The sequence below is a fragment of the Mesorhizobium sp. WSM4830 genome (assembly GCF_055811495.1).
Window position 1 is genome coordinate 1 of the sequence record NZ_JBVVQI010000038.1, and the last position, 17,055, is coordinate 17,055.

15 protein-coding genes and 7 pseudogenes are annotated in these 17,055 nt (G+C 60.6%); 13 read left to right on the forward strand and 9 right to left on the reverse strand.

Annotated features, from left to right (window positions below; genetic code table 11):
- A pseudogene (locus AC0L2Y_RS30265) lies at nt 1-277 on the reverse strand (hypothetical protein); the annotation flags it as partial.
- On the opposite strand from AC0L2Y_RS30265, the gene AC0L2Y_RS30270 reads away from it, so the two are divergent.
- The 5 genes and pseudogenes from AC0L2Y_RS30270 (at nt 188) to AC0L2Y_RS30290 (ending at nt 3,070) form a co-directional block, all read left to right on the forward strand.
- Nucleotides 188-1,267, forward strand: coding sequence for an IS630 family transposase (locus tag AC0L2Y_RS30270; RefSeq protein WP_473561503.1), 1,080 nt, complete (start codon nt 188-190; stop codon nt 1,265-1,267). The pseudogene AC0L2Y_RS30265 and the gene AC0L2Y_RS30270 sit on opposite strands and share 90 nt — an antisense overlap.
- A gap of 76 nt (nt 1,268-1,343) precedes the next feature.
- Nucleotides 1,344-1,811 carry a GntR family transcriptional regulator gene (locus AC0L2Y_RS30275; protein WP_473561504.1) on the forward strand — a complete coding sequence of 156 codons (468 nt, stop codon included), beginning with the start codon at nt 1,344-1,346 and terminating at the stop codon, nt 1,809-1,811.
- The gene (locus AC0L2Y_RS30280) at nt 1,811-2,299 is read left to right on the forward strand and encodes a PfkB family carbohydrate kinase (RefSeq protein WP_473561506.1); all 489 of its coding nucleotides are present in this window, start codon (nt 1,811-1,813) and stop codon (nt 2,297-2,299) included. The genes AC0L2Y_RS30275 and AC0L2Y_RS30280 overlap by 1 nt, the downstream gene beginning before the upstream one ends.
- Before the next feature lie 25 nt (nt 2,300-2,324).
- Nucleotides 2,325-2,741 (forward strand): annotated as a pseudogene (locus AC0L2Y_RS30285) (PfkB family carbohydrate kinase); the annotation flags it as partial.
- Nucleotides 2,738-3,070, forward strand: coding sequence for a 2-phosphosulfolactate phosphatase (locus AC0L2Y_RS30290; protein WP_473561508.1), 333 nt, complete (start codon nt 2,738-2,740; stop codon nt 3,068-3,070). The pseudogene AC0L2Y_RS30285 and the gene AC0L2Y_RS30290, both read left to right, overlap by 4 nt.
- A 128-nt stretch (nt 3,071-3,198) precedes the next feature.
- On the opposite strand, the gene AC0L2Y_RS30295 is transcribed toward AC0L2Y_RS30290, so the two are convergent.
- Nucleotides 3,199-4,113 (reverse strand): carbohydrate ABC transporter permease, encoded by a 915-nt coding sequence (locus AC0L2Y_RS30295; protein ID WP_473561510.1) that lies wholly within the window; start codon nt 4,111-4,113, stop codon nt 3,199-3,201.
- Nucleotides 4,114-4,118: 5 nt separating this feature from the next.
- Nucleotides 4,119-4,451, reverse strand: a complete 333-nt coding sequence (locus tag AC0L2Y_RS30300; protein ID WP_473561512.1) for a hypothetical protein — start codon at nt 4,449-4,451, stop codon at nt 4,119-4,121.
- A gap of 173 nt (nt 4,452-4,624) precedes the next feature.
- Between AC0L2Y_RS30300 and AC0L2Y_RS30305 the strand changes: the two genes are divergently transcribed.
- The gene (locus tag AC0L2Y_RS30305; protein WP_473561514.1) at nt 4,625-5,026 is read left to right on the forward strand and encodes a hypothetical protein; all 402 of its coding nucleotides are present in this window, start codon (nt 4,625-4,627) and stop codon (nt 5,024-5,026) included.
- A gap of 80 nt (nt 5,027-5,106) precedes the next feature.
- On the opposite strand, the gene AC0L2Y_RS30310 is transcribed toward AC0L2Y_RS30305, so the two are convergent.
- Nucleotides 5,107-5,976: a helix-turn-helix transcriptional regulator gene (locus AC0L2Y_RS30310; protein WP_473561516.1), complete on the reverse strand. Its 870-nt coding sequence runs from the start codon at nt 5,974-5,976 to the stop codon at nt 5,107-5,109.
- A gap of 934 nt (nt 5,977-6,910) precedes the next feature.
- Here AC0L2Y_RS30310 and tnpA point away from each other — a divergent pair.
- The 7 genes and pseudogenes from tnpA to AC0L2Y_RS30345 form a co-directional block, all read left to right on the forward strand.
- The gene (gene tnpA, locus AC0L2Y_RS30315) at nt 6,911-7,255 is read left to right on the forward strand and encodes an IS66-like element accessory protein TnpA (RefSeq protein ID WP_473561570.1); all 345 of its coding nucleotides are present in this window, start codon (nt 6,911-6,913) and stop codon (nt 7,253-7,255) included.
- Between the two features lie 61 nt (nt 7,256-7,316).
- Complete coding sequence (gene tnpB / locus AC0L2Y_RS30320) at nt 7,317-7,697, forward strand: IS66 family insertion sequence element accessory protein TnpB (RefSeq protein WP_473561518.1); 381 nt, start codon at nt 7,317-7,319, stop codon at nt 7,695-7,697.
- A pseudogene (gene tnpC, locus AC0L2Y_RS30325) lies at nt 7,649-9,105 on the forward strand (IS66 family transposase); the annotation flags it as partial. The gene tnpB and the pseudogene tnpC, both read left to right, overlap by 49 nt.
- A gap of 146 nt (nt 9,106-9,251) precedes the next feature.
- Nucleotides 9,252-10,496, forward strand: a complete 1,245-nt coding sequence (locus AC0L2Y_RS30330; RefSeq protein ID WP_473561521.1) for a site-specific integrase — start codon at nt 9,252-9,254, stop codon at nt 10,494-10,496.
- 14 nt (nt 10,497-10,510) lie between these two features.
- Complete coding sequence (locus AC0L2Y_RS30335; protein ID WP_473561522.1) at nt 10,511-11,449, forward strand: tyrosine-type recombinase/integrase; 939 nt, start codon at nt 10,511-10,513, stop codon at nt 11,447-11,449.
- 339 nt (nt 11,450-11,788) lie between these two features.
- A pseudogene (locus tag AC0L2Y_RS30340) lies at nt 11,789-12,016 on the forward strand (tyrosine-type recombinase/integrase); the annotation flags it as partial.
- Nucleotides 12,003-12,119 (forward strand): annotated as a pseudogene (locus tag AC0L2Y_RS30345) (transposase domain-containing protein); the annotation flags it as partial. The pseudogenes AC0L2Y_RS30340 and AC0L2Y_RS30345, both read left to right, overlap by 14 nt.
- A 317-nt stretch (nt 12,120-12,436) precedes the next feature.
- Here the strand turns inward: AC0L2Y_RS30345 and AC0L2Y_RS30350 are convergent.
- The 5 genes and pseudogenes from AC0L2Y_RS30350 to AC0L2Y_RS30370 form a co-directional block, all read right to left on the reverse strand.
- Nucleotides 12,437-12,673, reverse strand: a complete 237-nt coding sequence (locus tag AC0L2Y_RS30350) for an exopolysaccharide production repressor protein (protein WP_473561572.1) — start codon at nt 12,671-12,673, stop codon at nt 12,437-12,439.
- 47 nt (nt 12,674-12,720) lie between these two features.
- Nucleotides 12,721-13,037, reverse strand: a pseudogene (gene fdxB / locus AC0L2Y_RS30355) (ferredoxin III, nif-specific).
- Entirely contained in the window at nt 13,034-13,237 is a 204-nt protein-coding gene (locus tag AC0L2Y_RS30360; protein WP_473561523.1) for a CCE_0567 family metalloprotein, read from the reverse strand. Before AC0L2Y_RS30360 ends, fdxB begins: the two are co-directional and overlap by 4 nt.
- Before the next feature lie 24 nt (nt 13,238-13,261).
- Nucleotides 13,262-13,732: pseudogene (locus tag AC0L2Y_RS30365) on the reverse strand (DUF269 domain-containing protein).
- Nucleotides 13,733-14,737: 1,005 nt separating this feature from the next.
- Nucleotides 14,738-16,738: a class I tRNA ligase family protein gene (locus AC0L2Y_RS30370; RefSeq protein ID WP_473561525.1), complete on the reverse strand. Its 2,001-nt coding sequence runs from the start codon at nt 16,736-16,738 to the stop codon at nt 14,738-14,740.
- Nucleotides 16,739-17,055: the final 317 nt, after the last annotated feature.

Consider the following 17,055-nt stretch of genomic DNA (forward strand, 5'->3'; position numbering starts at 1 on the left):
TGGCGATCACCACATTGTTAACATGCGGCGCAACCACAGCTGCAGCGGACGTCGCGTTGCCGGTGGCCTCGATCACCCCGACATCGTCCGGCGACAGCTTCGCGGCGAAGGCCGCTAGTGGTTTACGCCTGACATAAGAGTCCGGCTTGGGATTCCCTTTTGGTGAGTGCGCATGCGAGTCTGGCGCATGCGCACAGGAATATTCCTCACCGTTTCTTCGATTGATCGTCAGCGTCTGGGCGCGCTGATCAGAGATCGCAATGCGCCGCAGAAGCACGTTTGGCGCGCCGAGATCATTCTGTTGAGCAGCGACGGCGTGGGCACCGTCGAGATCATGCGGCAAACTGGTAAGTCCAAGACCTGCGTGTGGCGCTGGCAGGAGCGCTTCGTCGCGGAAGGCTTCGAGGGACTGTTGCGCGACAAGACGCGCCCCTCGCGCATTGCCCCACTCGGACCTGAAGTCGCCGAGCGCGTGGTGGCACTGACGTTGCAGGACCCGCCTGGCGAGACGACGCCCTGGACCGCCGACATTATGGCGGCCGCGGCCGGCATCAGCGCCAGCGCGGTGCGCCGCATCTGGAGGGCGCACGGGCTGCAGCCCAACCGCTGGCGCCAGTTCAAGCTCTCCAACGATCCGCAGTTCGTCGACAAACTGCGCAACGTCGTCGACCTCTATGTTGATCTGCCGGCTCACGCCATCGTGCTGTCGGTCGACGAGAAGAGCCAGATCCAGGCGCTCGACCGCACCCAGCCCGGCCTGCCCATGAAGAAGGGTAGGCTCGGCACCATGACCCACGACTACAAGCGCAACGGCACGACCACCGTGTTTGCCGCCCTCAACGTGCTCGACGGCACCGTCATCGGCAGGAACATGCAGCGCCATCGTCACCAGGAATTCATCCGCTTCCTCAACGCTATCGATGCCGAGGTGCCGGCCAGCAAGGCCATCCACGTCGTCCTCGATAACTACGCCGCTCACAAGCACCCCAAGGTGCGTGCCTGGCTCGGCCGCCATCAGCGCTTCACCTTCCACTTCACACCGACCTCATGCTCGTGGCTCAACGCGGTCGAGGGCTTCTTCGCAAGTCTGTCGACACGTCGTCTCAGGCGCGGTGTCTTCCACTCCGTCGTCGACCTCCAGGCGGCGATCAACCGCTTCGTTGCAGAGCACAACCAGCAACCTAAACCCTTCACTTGGACCGCCGATCCAGACAAGATCATCGCTGCCGTCAAACGCGGGCACCAAGTGTTAGATTCCATCCACTAGTAGATCTCGCCGCATGTCAACGCGGCCGAGTCGCCTGGCTCAGCCCACGGTCTAAAGACGGCCTGCCCGCACTTTCGTGCTGACGGTCGAGTGGCGTTCCGCTGACGCCGTGGTTGCAGCCGCACTTAACGTGCCGACCGATGAGAGCGCCTTGACCATCGAGCGCGTGCGAACGATCGACGACGAAGTCGTGGCGCTTGAGACGGTTTCGTTCGTCGCGGCAATCGGGCGCCAGATGGAAAGGCTCGACCTTGCCGACACCTATCTCACTGAGATTCTTGAGCGCCAGCTTGGTGTGACTCTTGCGCGAGCCAGGCAGGAGATAAGGGCCGGCACCGCGCGTGCCAGACTGGCAAAAGCACTCGACGTGTCGAGCGGCACTGCGGTGCTGCAAATCGACCGTACCGCCTTCGACACGGCCGATCGCGCTATTTACTTTTCGTCCTCGTCGTATCGGGCGGATCGCTACATTTACACCGGCTGGATCGAGCGCAAGAGCGCCTCGATCGCTCAACCACGCCAATTGATCGGCCGGAGCAGATGATGTCCACCTGCGAAGTTTATGTCGTCGGCTCATACGGAGTTGCGTTTTGGATTGTGGGCGACGTGCCAGCGCCGGGCGAAACCCTGCTGGGGTCGGGGTTTGCCTTCGGAAATGGTGGCAAGGGCTCTAATCAGGCTATCGGAGCTGCGCGACTCGGCGCCAGATGCAAACTGCTGGCGGGCGTTGGCGCCGACAAATTCGGTGACGAGGCACTGCAACTCTGGCGCGCCGAAGGCGTCGACTGCTCGGCGGTGAGGCAGACGGCCGAAACACCCACGATGGCCGGGATCATCATTCTCGACGCCGCAGGCGAGAACCGCATCATCACCGATCCCGGCGCCAACGCGCGGCTCACTGCGACCGATGTCGAAACCTTCGCCGCCTCCTGGACGAGCCCGGGCATCCTACTCACGCACCTCGAGATCCCAGTCGAGACGGCGGCCCGTGCGCTTGCCATCGGCAAGGCGCGGGGACTTTTGACTCCTTAATCCCGCACCTGGCTGCGCCCTCCCGAAGGAGATCCTTGCCGACGTTGACATCCTCACGCCGAACCAGTCGGAAGCGCGCATCCTGCTGGGGCTCGACGCCGACGACCGGCAGGCCGACGCCTATTTAGCGGCAAGACTGCGCGGCCTCGGCGTGGGGCACGTCGTCATGACGCTGGGAACGGATGGTGCCTTGATTGCCGGCCCCGACGGACTGACCAAGATCGCGACCTACCCAGTCGACGTCGTCGACACTACCGGGGCCGGAGACGCATTCAACGGGGCACTCGCTGCAGGGCTGGCCAGTGGATTGACCCTCGCTAACGCCGTTCGCCGCGGCACCGCCGCAGGCGCCCTCGCAGTCACGAAAAAGCTCGTGGTTCCGGCATTGCCCGATGAGAGACAGATTGCAGAGTTGATGAAAAACCGAACCGCTTGCCCATGAAGATTAAGGCTGCTTTCCTTCCCACCCGTCCACTGGCTATTGCCGGAGACGTGTGCATTATCGTGGATGTGATCCGCGCAACGACAGCTCTCGTCGGACTTTTCGACGCTGGCAGCAAACGTGTGTTTGTCGGCGGATTTCGCTCGGATGTAGCCAAAGCGCGCGCCGCCGTGGGCGCGAATGGCGTTATCTGCGCGGAGCAGGATGATGGATCCCCGCCTATCGGATTCGATCATGAGCCCTCGCCGTCCCTCCTGTCCCGACTAGATCTGTTGGGCCGCTCTGCGATGCTGGCAACGGCCAACGGCACGCCGGCCCGACGATGCTGATGTAGGCCGGCCCTTCGCTGTCGCGACCTCCTCGGGGACCAAAAAGCTGAAGACGATGATGGCGAAGACGACGCCGAACAGGAGCTGAAGCATGCGCCCCGCCCCGGCCGAGCTCTTTTCTCCGGCGCTCACAGCTGCCTCTCCCGCGATAGCAACCGGAACTGGATAAGGATGATGACTATCATGATGACCATCACGGTCAACCCTTCCGCAGCAGCCAATGGCACGTCGTTGAAAATGTAAGCCTGCTGATACACGTCGAACATGATGAGCTGCGTGCTGCCGCCGGGCCCGCCTCGGGTAAGTATCGCGATCGGAGCGAACAGCAGAAATGCGGCCACCGTGTCAGCGACGACTACGAAGGCCAGCGGCCGACGCATCAGCGGGATAGTGATGTGCCACAGCGACGAAAGCTTCCCAGCCCCATCGATCGATGCTGCCTCATAGAGATCGCGAGGAATGTCCTTTAGGCCACCGATGAGGAAAATCATCCAGAAGCCGCATCCGATCCACGAGCTCATGATGACGATCGACATCAGTGCCTGGTCTGGTGACGTGAGGAACGGCTGAGCACTCACGCCCAGAGATGTCAACAGCGCATTTGCCAGTCCCTGCGGGCGGTATGTAGCGCCCCACAGGATGGCTGCGACGCTCGATGGGATGAATACTGGCAGGAACACCAAGACACGCAGCAGCGAGACGGTGCGCGAGTTTTCGCCAAACAGCAAAGCGAGGCCGAAAGCGATTGCCGTCTGCAGCGGCACGGTCACCGCGACAAAGGTTAGGGTGACCTGCAGGGTCTTGGCAAACGTAGGCGACGCGAAAAGAAACTCGAAATTATCGAGCCCGGCGAACTCGCCGTCAGGCCCCGACAGGCTGTCCTGAACGAGCCAACCTGCTGGCAACAACCGAAACCCGACGAGGGCAACCAGAGCCGGCGTCAGGAAGAGGAGCGGCGCTATGGCCGCTCTCCATTTTGAACCTCGACCGATCATGGGATCGGCCTGCACAATCCGTCCCTCAGAAACCGCTTCCATCGCCATCGATTTTAGCGCTCGATGCGCTTGAAACTACGCTCGAGTTCACTTTGAAGCTGCGGAAACGTCTGAGCGGCGTCATTTCCATTGCGGATATCGCTCCACGCACGCGTGACCAACTCCTCCAATTGGAGATATCCGAGTGTGCGCGGTCGCCGGATGGCCGTGTTCGCCAGCTCGTACTGCATCAAAATATCGACACCCTTTAGGTTGGGATTTTGCTGGGGAATGCGGCTCAGCACCTCGGCCGTAGCGCCGATATTCGCGCTGGGCGGGTGGGTAGCGATCTGCTCTCTGGCAGAGTGGAGTTTTCCACCAACTTTCACAGGCGCGGTGGCGCGCACGCCGCGAGACCGGGCTTGGACCGGTGTGCCGATTCCGACGAAGTGGCCTTCTTGTTCCGATTTGATCGCGCTTCGGCGAACTGGAGTTAAGCGCCGAAATCGAAAAAAAGATCAGCATCAGCCTTCGCAACGCTCGCGACCGACGGAGAATCCCGCGATCGAAGCTGGCGCCCATGCTCGGGCTCAACGACCAGGTTTATAATCGCTACGAAACCGCGGTTTCTCGGCTGACCGTCGGCCGGCTGCTCCACGTTTGCGAGGTGCTGAATATTTCTCCGGCGGAGATCCTGTACCCGGTAGCGCCGCATCTTTGGGGCGAGGAACTAGCGGAGGCTGAGGCCCGAAAATCCATCATCAATAAGCCAGAATTGTTCGACGGTCCTATCTTGACGGCCATTCGTAATATTGTCGGGTCAAAGCACTCCATAAACCCTATTTTGACTGATGTTGGCATGTCTAACCCATGGATGATCCCATCGACTTCATGTATGGCATTGCATCGTTTATCAATTGGGGTCGTTGTGACCGTAGTTAAGAACGCTCGCGAGAGAGGAACTCGCATATCACACGCCTGAATTTTTGCAAGAATACGCGATTTCTTGGCCGTCGGACAGGCCGATCGTGACTCGGGCATGACGTCTTGGATTTCGCTTTTTTACAATTCGATAATTCCGACGTCTATAGCTTTTACGGCAGCAACCGTTCTGCTATGAACGTCCATTTTTTTCATGACGTTTTTTATATGGAAGTTCACGGTATTCACCGATATCCCTAAAATCTTCCCTATTTCCCAAGACGATTTACCTCTGGCTACCCACAAAATACACATTCTCTCTTTTGGAGAGATTTTAGGACTCTCTTTTGGAGTAATTTTAGGAACTTCTTCGACGCCCCTAGAATTCTCGAAACTCGATACCCTCATCTGGAAATGAAAGGCCGCAAGTTGCAAGTAGGTGACTGTTCTATTTTGGAATTCGCGGTACCAGGGTTGAGCAAAGCTCATGATCGCAAAGCTGCCATGGGGACCGTGCAATGGAACGCTGATGCCTGATTTTAACCCGAACGTCGCAGCCTCATCGAAAACACGCCGTTCGTCATCAGTCGTGCTTGCGTCGTAGTATACGTCACTCCATCGAAAGGCGCCTGCGCGCTTTCGACTCGCCCTGATGATGGGATCTATCCTATCATAGCCCATTTTCAAATAGCGCTCCTGCCATTCATCCGGATAATTCAGCAGGACGGCGGGATCGCGTCGGACCGACTTTAGAGAGCTTTGGTCGGGTGTAAGAGAGTCATATGCGGTCCAGGGGCAATCGAAATTCAGGGCAAATGCAGATAACAGGTCGAACAACTGATTGGATTGAGCAACACCATCAGTATGGTCGAGAAATCGGCCGAATTCTATCGCAAACGTTTCCTTGGCTGCCTTCGGGAGGTGCATCGACGAGATCAAAGAGGATTGGTTGGGCACTCTCGGTGCTAGCCCTCGAAGTTGAGGGACCGCATTTATGGGCGGGCGCTGCATCGTCTCTCCTCCGCAGCCATCTCACTAAGGTGATGTTGCCACTGGTGCACAGGTGCACAAAGCTGTCGGCCATGATGGTGCGGCTGCGGGCAGTTATCGGTAGGCCGACTTCGCCAAAGCTCTATCACTTCACCACGAGGGGAAACGTTATTTTTAGTCAAGTGTAGATTGTGTTAGTTTCTTGTACACTTCAATATTGTGCAACAATTTTTTTATCTCTACAATGTTCCCAAGTTAATTTCGCGACCACATCAACATCTGCGCGCGTTCTCTAGACTCAATTAGACGGCGCGCCACCGCTCTGCCTCAGAAAGTCGAAGCTCAGACCAGCGTCAGGGACGTTTGTATCAGGGATGGGCGTTTCGTCGGATGAGGTTTCCACCCCATCGCGACGAGGAGCGTGGCGTGAGAGACGTCGATGCGCTGTTCATAATCGCGCACGAGGCCTCGCCAGCGGGTCATTCAGGCAATGGTGTGCTCGGCGAGGCAGGACGTGGAATTCCTCCCAGTCGTCGGATCTAGTTTGATCGGACCACGTGTCGAGACACGCGGCTTTTGTAATGAGTTTGAGCCGAATCATCGGCGCGCTAACAGATGCCCACCCAGGGCCAACTCTTGCGCATGTGTTGAGCAGCACGCACTTGTCTTTAAGACGCTGCCTATACCACTCATTCACATCCAGATTGTCGCGCACCTCTCTCCCAGATTATCGAGCGATAGCTTGCGCACAGTCAGCCCTTCTTCGCTGGATAGCCGAAAAATGCGGTTGATGTGAGCGACCGGGATCACCACCAGGATTGCTATCGGCAGACGCTATTGCAGGTGCTGTTGCACGCCTCCGGCGAGGGCCGCCTTGCGCGAGCATGGCACGATAGCGAGGGTGCGCTCGTAAGGTCGTCCTTACGAGCGTAGTTAGCAGCACAGCTTGAGCCATGTGACGTTATTGACCGGGCCTGAGCGTCGTCGTCATTGGAGTAAAGAGGATCAGTGCTGGATACTCGCCGCGGCATTCGCGCCCGGATCCACAGTGGCGGCGGTAGCGCGTCAGTACGATGTCGCGACCAGCCTGATCTATAAGTGGCGCCGCACGGTGAGAACCCGCGAGACGGGCTTTGCCGAAGTTGTCGTGATTCCCGATAAGCCTGTCGCCGCTTGGGTGCCAGCGGCGCCACCAGCGGTGATCGAGCTGGAGATCGCCGGCAAGGTGCGGCTGCGGATTCCGCTGACCACGCCACCGACACTGGCGGCGGCGATGGTGAAGGCGCTGGGCGTTTCATGATTCCGGTTCCGAGCCAGGTGCGGATCTGGTTGGCGGTTGGCCGGACCGATATGCGCGCGGAATGCAGGGTCTCGCTCTGCAGGTTCAGGAGTCGTTGGGCCGCGATCCGCATGCCGGCGATCTTTATGTCTTCCGCGTCCGTAGCGGCAATGATAAGATTATCCGGCGTGATGGGCTCGGCATGTCGCTGTATGCAAAACGGCTCGAGAAGGGCCGGTTTCTATGGAGGCGGACGGCACGATATCACCGGCGCAGCTCGCCTACATGCTCGACGGGATCCATTGGCGTAACCCGCTTCACACGTTCCGCCCTGAGCGCGCGGGCTGAGTTTTTCTTTGAGTTTGCGCCATTTTCAGCGAGTCAGCGGGCGCGTTTTATGTTTCACTCCAAGGCATGGTTGCCACCGCCCAGGATGCTGTTCCGGACGATATCGGCGCGCTGAGAGCAGCGCTGACCGCGGCGCTGGCCAGAGCCGAAGACGAGGCCGCGCGCGTTGCGCTGGTCGAGGCCGAACTGGCGGTCGCCAAGGCCAAGGCATCGGATGATGCGGCGCTGATCGCACATCAGGATCTGACGATCCGGAAGCTGCAGCGGGCGCTGCATGGTCAGAGTTCTGAATGCTCAGCCCGCCTGCACGACCAGATGGAACTCACCTTCGAGGAACTCGAGAGCACGGCGACCGAGGACGAAGTCGCCGCCGAACAGGCCGCCGGCCGGACCACCGAGTGGCGCCTTATGTGCGCAAACGACCGGCGCGCCAGCCCTTTCCCGAGCACCTGCCGCGCGAACGCGTGATCGAGCCGGCGCCGGCCGCTTACCACTGCTGCGGCGGTCATCGGCTGCGCAAGCTGGGTGAGGATATCACCGAGACGCTGGAGGTGGCGCCGCGGCAATGGAAGGTGATTCAGCACGTGCGGGAGAAGTTCACCTGCCGCGACTGCGAGGCGATCAGCCAGGCTCCGGCGCCGTTCCACGCCACCCCACGCGGCTGGGCCGGTCCCGGCCTGCTGGCGATGATCCTGTTCGAGAAGTTCGGCCAGCATCAGCCGCTCAACCGCCAGGCCGAACGCTATGCCCGCGAAGGCGTGCCGCTCAGCCTGTCGACGCTCGCCGACCAGGTCGGCGCCGGCGCCGCGGCGCTGATGCCGCTGTTCAAGCGGCTCGAAGCCCATGTGCTGGCCGCTTCACGTCTGCACGGCGACGACACGACGATGCCGGTCCTGGCCAAGGGCAAGACCGATACCGGTCGATTATGGACCTATGTGCGCGATGACCGACCGTTCGGCGCCGATCCGCCGGCGGCAGTGTTCTACTATTCCCGCGATCGTCGAGGCGAACATCCCGCGGCGCATCTCGCCGGCTGGAGCGGCATTCTGCAGGCCGATGCCTTTGGTGGTTATGGCGATCTCTATGCGACGGGTCGTCAGCCGGCGCCTGTTCTGGAGGCCAGCTGCTGGGCCCACAGCCGGCGCAAAGTGTTCGAGCTGGCCGATGTCGAAGCGGCGGCGCGCAAGAAGACGCGCGGCGAGAAGCCCAACCTGGTCTATCCGCTGGCGGTCGAAGCCGTGAAGCGCATCGATGCCCTGTTCGATATCGAGCGCGCGATCAACGGCCTGTTGCCCGCCCAACGCCACGCCGTGCGCCAGGAGCGGAGCGCGCCGCTGGTCACCGAGCTCGAGCGCTGGATGATCGAGACACGCGACAAGCTCTCGCGCGGACACGATCTGACCAAGGCCTTCAACTACATGCTGCGCCGCTGGTCATCCTTCACCCGGTTCCTTGACGATGGGCGGATTTGCCTATCGAACAATGCAGCCGAGCGAGCCCTGTGCGGCATCGCTCTCGGCAGAAATTATGCTCAGACCCGGATCATGCGCAGTTGGTGTGCGCGACGTTCGGGATGCGAGCGGATGCCGGGCATCCCGCAGCAGGCCGGGCGACCGTAGGTTTACATAATCCTGATCTCCTCTGCGCGCCAACCGTAGAGGAGATCGTCATGAACCAAATCAAACTGCAGCCGGCGCCCCGTCAGTGGCTTGAGAACAGCCCGTTGGGGCCATTCTCGGAGCGCTATCTTGAGCACCTGGGCCGTGCCTGCTATGCGCCCAGCACCGCACGTGTTTATCTGTGCTGCATTGCCCATTTCGCCCAATGGATCTCGGCCGAACGGCTCGCGTTAGAGTCCATAGGCGAAGCCGCGCGAGTTCGGTTTATCAGCGAGCATCTTCCCGTCTGTGACTGCCCTTATCCGGCCCGTCGCTTGCCGCACGAACTCAGGGCGGCCATCACGCATTTGCTTGCAGTGCTGCGTGCCGAAGGCGCCATTCCCGCAGCTACCGCACACATCACACATAGCGGGGAATTGGCGGCATTCCGGGCCTACATGCGCGATGTCGGCGAGCTAGCCGTCAGCACACGAGCGAGGCGCGAGCGGATTCTTCGAGGCTTTCTTGAGGAACAGTTTCCGGAAGGGGAGATCTCTATCGCCGGCCTTGAGCCGGCGCGTGTGAGACGCTTCATCCTCGGCGAACTGCAGGGCTGGACGACCGCGACCATTCGCATTGTTGGGGGTGAGATCAGCTGCTATCTCCGGTTTCGGCAGATGATGGGCGACAACGTTCAGCATCTACTCGGCGCAATCCCTCGCGTTGCATGCTGGCGGCTGAGCAGCTTGCCGGATGTGCCTTCCGACACGCAGACTGAGATTCTGCTCGCTTCATTCGACAAGGATTTCCCGTCGCGCCGGAGGGCCTACGCCATGGTCCGGTGCCTGACCGATCTTGGGCTCCGAACCAGTGAGGTTGTGCAACTGCAGCTCGGCGATATCGATTGGCGGCAGGGTACGATCCGCATTTCCCAGTCAAAGGGCCGGCGTTTCGACGTCCTTCCCTTACCGCCCGAGACGGGTGACGCGATCGCTGCGTATCTGAGGCATGAACGTCCACCGAGCACGAACCGCGCAATATTCGTACGCCACGTCGCGCCCTATGACCTGCCGATCCAAAAAGACGTTGTAAGGCGCGCCGTTTTCGCCGCCTACAAACGTTGCGGCTGGTCTCAGACACGCGTTCATATCCTCCGGCACAGTGTCGCCAGCCGCATGCTGAACGCTGGTGTGCCCATGAAGAAGATCGCCGATATCCTGCGCCATCGGAGCATCGACACCTCCATGATCTACACGAAGGTCGACCTTCAGCGGCTCGCGGCGGTCGCAATGCCGTGGCCGGGGAGTGTGGCATGAGCCGGTCGCTGACCATGCAGGCGCGGATCGACGCCTATCTTGTGGAGCGACGTCACCTAGGATTCTCGCTCGAGACCTCTGGCATAATGCTGCGGTCGTTCGCTCGCTTCGCCGATCTGTCCGGCCACCGCGGCCCGCTGACGACGACGCTCGTGGTCGCTTGGGTTCAGGGGGAGGCGCGGAACGCGACGCCAACCTCCTGGGCGCGCCGCCTCGAAGTGCTGCGGCCCTTTGCTGAGCATGAGAGACGTCTCGACCCACGCAACGAGCTTCCCGCAAGCAGCATGTTCGGCAAAGCGCACCAGCGCCGGACGCCACATATCTACACCGACCGGGAGATCGTCGCGCTGCTGCAGGCGGCGCGGCGGCTGCAGCCGCAACACTCCATTCGACCGGCAACATACGAGACCATGTTGGGGCTGATCGCAGCCACGGGATTGCGGATTTCCGAGGCACTCAAGCTCCGATGCGGCGACGTCGATATTGCCGGCCGATGTCTGACCGTGCGCATGACCAAGTTCACCAAGTCAAGGCACGTACCATTTGATGCCAGCGTCGCCGCTGCGCTCTCGCGCTACGTGGCAATCCGCGCCCGCTACGCTCCGGCTGAGTCGGATGCATCTTTCTTCGTCGGCGCCTCAGGGCAAGTGCCGTCCAAGCGGCAGGTCCATTGGACATTCCAGCAGTTGCGTCGGGATGCAAATATTGTTGCTCGTGGGGCCTATGACGAGGTTCGCATTCACGATCTGCGCCACACCTTCATCTGCCGGCGAGTGCAGCGCTGGCAGAACGAAGGCGCGGATATCGACAATGCCATTGCCGCGCTGGCCACCTATGTCGGCCATGCCAAGGTCTCCGATACCTATTGGTACCTGACCGGCATTCCCGACCTGATGGTCGCGGCCGGCGATCGCTTCGAAGCATTTGCGGCGGAGGAGCGCTGTCATGGGTGAGCAGACACCGTCGTTCGCCGCGCTGGTGCAGCGCTTCTTCGTCGAGCATCTGGGCCAACATCGCGCCGTCAGCCCGCGGACCATCGCGGCTTACCGCGATACGTTCCGATTGCTTCTGGCGTTTGCCGAGACGCAATCGGCAAGCCTACGAGCAAACTCGCGCTCACCGATCTGAACGCGCGACTGCTGCTCGATTTCCTCGAACATCTGGAGAAGGTTCGCGGCAACAGCGTACGGAGCCGGAACGCGCGGCTTGCCGCGCTGCGAACATTCCTCAAATACGCGGGACATCATGATCTTGACGCCCTCGGGATCATAGAGCAGGCGCTCGCCATTCCGATGAAGAGGGCCGATCGCCCGCTGATCGGCTTCCTGACGCGATCGGAGATCCAGGCCATCCTCGACGCTCCCGACGATGCGACATGGGCGGGGCGGCGGGATCGGGTGCTGTTCAGTCTCATGTACAACACCGGCGCACGCGTCTCCGAGATCATCGGAATCCGCTGCCGCGATATTGTTCTTGAAGGCCAGCCCGCCGTGCACCTGCATGGCAAGGGGCGCAAGGAGCGGTGCGTTCCCTTATGGCGCCCGACAGCCGCCCTTGTTCGTCAGCGCCAAGATGAACGATATCGACCCGCAGACCTGGCTCGCCGACGTCCTCGCCCGACTGCCCGCCTAGCCGCTGCGTTCTGAGGCGGTGCAGAAGAGCCTCATCATCACTGCCAGCGTCTCGTTCGATCGAGACGAAGCCGCCCGCATGCCGGCGTGCTGCGACGTTGCCTATATGCCTAGGCGACTCGTACGGCTGCCTCCCGCCATTGGACGATCAAGAATGCGCCTCTACCCGCTTCAAGCGCACTTGAACGGTCAGCTCGATGTCCAGGTTGATCCGAAGTGGCGTGAATCTAAGTTCGAACTCTCGATTCGCCACAACGGAGCGGCGATAAATACCGCCCTTCCGAATAGCTGAGGCACATCATCCATTGGTCACCTGATGATGCTATCCAACTTCCCTGCCCTGCCGACATGCTCCGCCCTCTCACCTGCTTGACAAGCACAGCTGGACCGCCAGGTCAAAAAGAGCACGCTGCCGAAATAAACCACCTGGAGCAGCAGCGAGCAGGCCAGCGTCGCGGCGACTGCTAGAGGGATCGAATGCGAAGCTAAGTAAACCGTCATAGCGTTGCCGCAAAGGACCAGCCCTAAGAGCCGACAAAAGATCATGAAGGGCAACTCCGTTCTCCTAGTTTTGTCTCGTCAGATCATGCTGCTCATGCTCCGATCTGGTCGGCCGCGACATGGGTCTGGCAGTTCTTAGGGCAGACGCGCCCGCAGTCTCCGCAACCATGCATCGGCCGGCATGGTCGACGACCATGATCATGCGATTGAGCTCACCATCGAAGTCGTCGTCACCGCCGTCGCAGGCGCCGAGGATTTCACCCGCGTCATCGACGCCGTAAAGATGCATGACCTCGCGCAAGCAGACCTTGAAACAGCGGCCGCAGCCGATACAGATCTTGCCATCTATAGCGGTCAGATATTCCGGCACCCATGTGGAGCCGTCGCGGCTGATGAATGTGCTCCTCATCCTAATTTCTTCATTGTAGCGAGCTCTCTCCTGGCACCATCCAACTCGGCATAAACGGCGTGCGTTTTCTCGGCGACCTCCTCTAGCTCAGTCCATTTGGCTGGGAGACCCTCGGCAAGGTCGCGCAAGTTCGTTTTAGCGATTGCCGCGCGCAGCTGAAGGTTTCGGACTTTCTTCACCATCTCATCCAGGTTTGACATGATCCTCCCTCAAAATCGGTTTCTTCACGCCACGTCGGCTATAGCTGCAGTCGCATCGTCGACCAGTTTCGTACCGGCATCCGCGAGTTTCCCGATAGTCTCGGAGCCGAACTGGTGGACGTCTTCGCAGAACGACCAACTGCCGACCGTAAAGGCACGCGCCCTGAAAGCCCCGATCGGTTTCATCCCTGTTGTTGGGGATGCCATCACGCCGGACCGCTCCTCAATCGCAAGCCCCACTGCGGTGTAACCTGTCGAGCCTCCACAGCGCGCCCGGATCCGGATCGCCAACGATCAGATCTTCCGGCGCAGTTCCTTCGTGACGATGAAGTCGGCCAGCAGCTCGGGATCCGATTTGCCTTGGCATGAGCCGTGGAAGTCCTGGGCACGGATCAGCCGCAGGAGGCATTTGACGAACGGGCGGGCAAGGGCCGCCGTCCTTTGTTGACGGCAACGCCAAGCGCTGCGTGAGAAATTCCGTTTCCTCCATTTCAGGTCTCGTGCTCAGCGGAGGATTTCTGCTTTCGGTTACGCCGACTTCGGGCCCGCTTCCGCAGCCGATGTCCGGCCTGCGGGCGTGCCGCAGAAAATGGGCGAATTGAACAGGGCTCCATTCCACCTGTCATCCCCGGCCTGAAGTTCGTAAGAGGTTCGCCACGCAGCCAGTCGTCCACTTTGATCGGAGGAGCGAGGGACTCACTACGCAACATGTTGTTCTCCATTCCCACAGCTTTCCTGACGTTTATGCGCGAGCTGGTTCTTCTCTCAGAAACGGAACACACCGGTTAGGAGACCATCAATGTCTTGCGGGTTCTCATGCGATCCGCCCTCACTCAGTATTGCCGATCTCAACAAGCAAACGTCGTGCCAGCGCGCTTAGCCCGCAGTAAATGCATGATGTGCCTCGAAAACCTCACCAGCCCAAGACGGCCGGTTGTTTTGAACTCGACATGTTTGTGCCGCCGTCAGCTTTTGGACACGCATCATGCGTCAGACGCCTGAGGGCGAGAACCGCTTGGCTGTCCGCCCTGCGGTAATGTAGGCTTCGGCTCATCTAATCGGCGCCCGCGATGGGCGCGGGCGATCTCCACAACTGGCTCCCGTATGCAGCGCTTGGCTCCTGGCTCATGCCTGATCTTTTCTCGGGCCGACGAGGCGCAGCGCATCGAGCGCTTCCACCAGATCCTGCGTATGCTGTTTCGCGAGACGCCGGACGCAGCTTTGCCGCAATAGGTCGGAAATTCCGCGATTCCGAAAAAGTTGGTCAGCGCAGTGGAGCCCGCTCGGCATTTGCCGCACGAAGGGCAGGCGCTGGAAAGCTGTCGACCGAAGCGATCCTCCAAGGCGCGGGCCAGCGTCTCGACGATATATTGGTTAAGGCCGGCCAGTGTTTGTGTCTGTGGTCTGGTAGTGGCCTTCGGCAGCCAGTGGTAGCGAGTAAAGCTTCGGCATCATCGGCTTTGATTGCCGCCCAAATCTGGCCGAAATTACGATAGGCTTTTATGCCTCCCCCTCATTGAGAACAGGAATGTCTGCTCTGGCATAGAACGCTAGCACGGGTCCGAGATCAAAGATCGTCCCTGGCGCAAGGCGCCGGACGGACGTGGGCCATGTTTCGGTTGAGACGCCATCGATGCCTCGCGCCAGCGTGCTGGCAAATCGGGGCATCAGCGGCGCGAGTGTCTGTGCCAGTATCGCGGCGGCCGTCGTCTGAAGGGCGAGCGAAGTGCGGGTGCGGGCGGGATAGAGACGTCGCGCCGCTTCATAGTCTTGCGCCTGTCGGTAAACTACACAATCGCTCACGAAATCGCACGCCTGCGCGGCCGCGCGCCGGACCGAGAAGCCATCGTCTGAATAGGCGCGTTCCATCGCCGCGCGATGGATCTCTATCCGAGCAAAGAAGGCCCGATCGGCGGCAGCCCAGTCGCCTGCGTCGGGCACACGGCCGCCAAAGTCCTGCTTGATTTCCCGGTGCAGCGCATCAAGCCAATTCAGCCAGATCCCTTGGAACACCTCGTTCTCCGTGCGGCGTAGCGCGCCCAGAGTGAAGTTCGTCCGCTCACCTTCCGGGCGTGTAAGCCCCAAATGAAGGCGGACGACATCGACTGTCTTTGCGCCCAGAACCTCTTTGCCCAAGACCGCATGGCCGCGGCTGGTCGAGAACTTCTGTCCGTCGAGCAGGTAGAACTCGTTCACGTGATAGCGGATGCGCGGCGTCCAGCGGGAGAATACCTCGGCATAAACAGCGGGGTAGAGTAGCGCGTGATAGAAGGAATTGTCGAAACCGAAGAAATGGACAATCTGCCAATCATTGCTGGGCATCGCCGCATTCCAGTCGCGCCCAAGCAAGCGAGCTAACGCCTGGATGTTGTAAAGAAAACCAAACGCCATCTCTGGCCAGACCCAGGTCACCTGCCCCGGGAACCCTTCGGCCGGTAGCCCCCAGTCCGAGGGGTGGGTAATGGGCACGGAAAAATCGCCGCGTTCGCGCAGACGCGCGAAGAGGTCCATGATCCGAGCGGGGGCGCCCGACGCCCTTAAATGCCGGTCGATATTGTCGTAGCACCGGTCCAGCGCAAGTTCGGCACGACGGACGGAGCCGACCATCGGCGCCTCGGCCGAGTGCCGCGACCGGGCCGTACCCAAGTCGTGGCATAGGTTCGGCGCGCCGCATTCCTCGCAGATGTTTCCGCCAGCCGAGCTGCCGCAATCGGGGCAGAGGCCGGTTACATCCGGTTCGTAAAGGTAGTCGCCTGTCAAAGCATCGAAGAGCGCAGGGCTCTCGCGCAGATCTACGGCCGTGCTGCTCAGAAGACTATGAAAACACGTGGCTTGAAACTCTGCATAAGCGTCATCCACCAACGTGGGCAGGAAGCTGTGGACCTCACAGTCGAGAAGTGCAAGCGTGGCTCTAATCTCGTCCGCGTAGTGGCGCGCCACCTTTGCGGGCGTCGATTGCTCGGCATCGGCACGCGTGGCGACGTAGCTCTGGTAATCGTCGCTCCCAGTCAGGTGGTAAGCTTCGGCCCCTTTCATGCGCAGGAAGCGCGTGTAGACATCGGCTCCAAGATAAGGGCCAGAAAGATGCCCTAGATGCAGATCGCCATTGGGCGTCGGCGGCGTGGAGAAGACGAAGGTCGGCCGGCGGGGAGTCGCGACCCGTGCAGCGGCTTCGAGGGCGGCCTTGCCGTCGCGCCAGTAGACATCGACAAAGTTTAGGTCTTGGTCCCCGTCGTTGCGCAGCACATGCGCTTCAAAAGGGTGGAACAGAACGACATCGCCGGCCGCGATCGAGATTTCCCCAAGGTCGGTCCTGACCTTGCCCGCGCCAGACAGGACCACGAAGGCCTCGATTTCGTCGTGCCGATGAGGCTCGGATGTGACGCCCGGTGCCACCTTTCCGAATGAAAACCCAGTGCCCGCGCTTCCCGTTCCAAGCGTGGCCATGTCGATGCCGAACGCCCGCGACAGCTCCGTTCGAGAAAACGTGGATTTGCGCATGACGAACCTCAGCCGTTGAAGCAGTGGTATTTTCGGCTGCCAATGCAACGGCCTCTGCTGCAAGTTGCGAAGAGAGGGGGCAGCCCGGACCCGTTGGCGCGCCCGCGAGAATAATCCGGCTCTAGCCCACAGGCGGGCGAAGACGGGCGGCCACTAGGCTTTAGGCGTCAGAGAACACCGCCCGGCGACTACTCCATCCGACGTGCCGGAGCGTCGTAACGGGGCTGCGGCGAAACTCCAGTAGCCCACAAATCAGAACGCCATGGTTTCCGCATTTTTATAGCGGTCGATCAGTTTCGTGTGCATGCCTCGCCTGG

What these genes read in the sequence shown, in the direction of transcription:
- AC0L2Y_RS30370 (WP_473561525.1), bottom strand. Translation starts at nt 16,738, where the DNA reads ATGCGCAAATCCACGTTTTCTCGAACGGAGCTGTCGCGGGCGTTCGGC.
- AC0L2Y_RS30290 (WP_473561508.1), top strand. Translation starts at nt 2,738, where the DNA reads ATGAAGATTAAGGCTGCTTTCCTTCCCACCCGTCCACTGGCTATTGCC.
- AC0L2Y_RS30270 (WP_473561503.1), top strand. Translation starts at nt 188, where the DNA reads ATGCGCACAGGAATATTCCTCACCGTTTCTTCGATTGATCGTCAGCGT.
- AC0L2Y_RS30310 (WP_473561516.1), bottom strand. Translation starts at nt 5,976, where the DNA reads ATGCAGCGCCCGCCCATAAATGCGGTCCCTCAACTTCGAGGGCTAGCA.
- AC0L2Y_RS30335 (WP_473561522.1), top strand. Translation starts at nt 10,511, where the DNA reads ATGCAGGCGCGGATCGACGCCTATCTTGTGGAGCGACGTCACCTAGGA.
- AC0L2Y_RS30280 (WP_473561506.1), top strand. Translation starts at nt 1,811, where the DNA reads ATGTCCACCTGCGAAGTTTATGTCGTCGGCTCATACGGAGTTGCGTTT.
- AC0L2Y_RS30295 (WP_473561510.1), bottom strand. Translation starts at nt 4,113, where the DNA reads ATGGCGATGGAAGCGGTTTCTGAGGGACGGATTGTGCAGGCCGATCCC.
- AC0L2Y_RS30305 (WP_473561514.1), top strand. Translation starts at nt 4,625, where the DNA reads ATGCTCGGGCTCAACGACCAGGTTTATAATCGCTACGAAACCGCGGTT.
- AC0L2Y_RS30330 (WP_473561521.1), top strand. Translation starts at nt 9,252, where the DNA reads ATGAACCAAATCAAACTGCAGCCGGCGCCCCGTCAGTGGCTTGAGAAC.
- AC0L2Y_RS30360 (WP_473561523.1), bottom strand. Translation starts at nt 13,237, where the DNA reads ATGTCAAACCTGGATGAGATGGTGAAGAAAGTCCGAAACCTTCAGCTG.
- tnpB (WP_473561518.1), top strand. Translation starts at nt 7,317, where the DNA reads ATGCAGGGTCTCGCTCTGCAGGTTCAGGAGTCGTTGGGCCGCGATCCG.
- AC0L2Y_RS30350 (WP_473561572.1), bottom strand. Translation starts at nt 12,673, where the DNA reads ATGATCTTTTGTCGGCTCTTAGGGCTGGTCCTTTGCGGCAACGCTATG.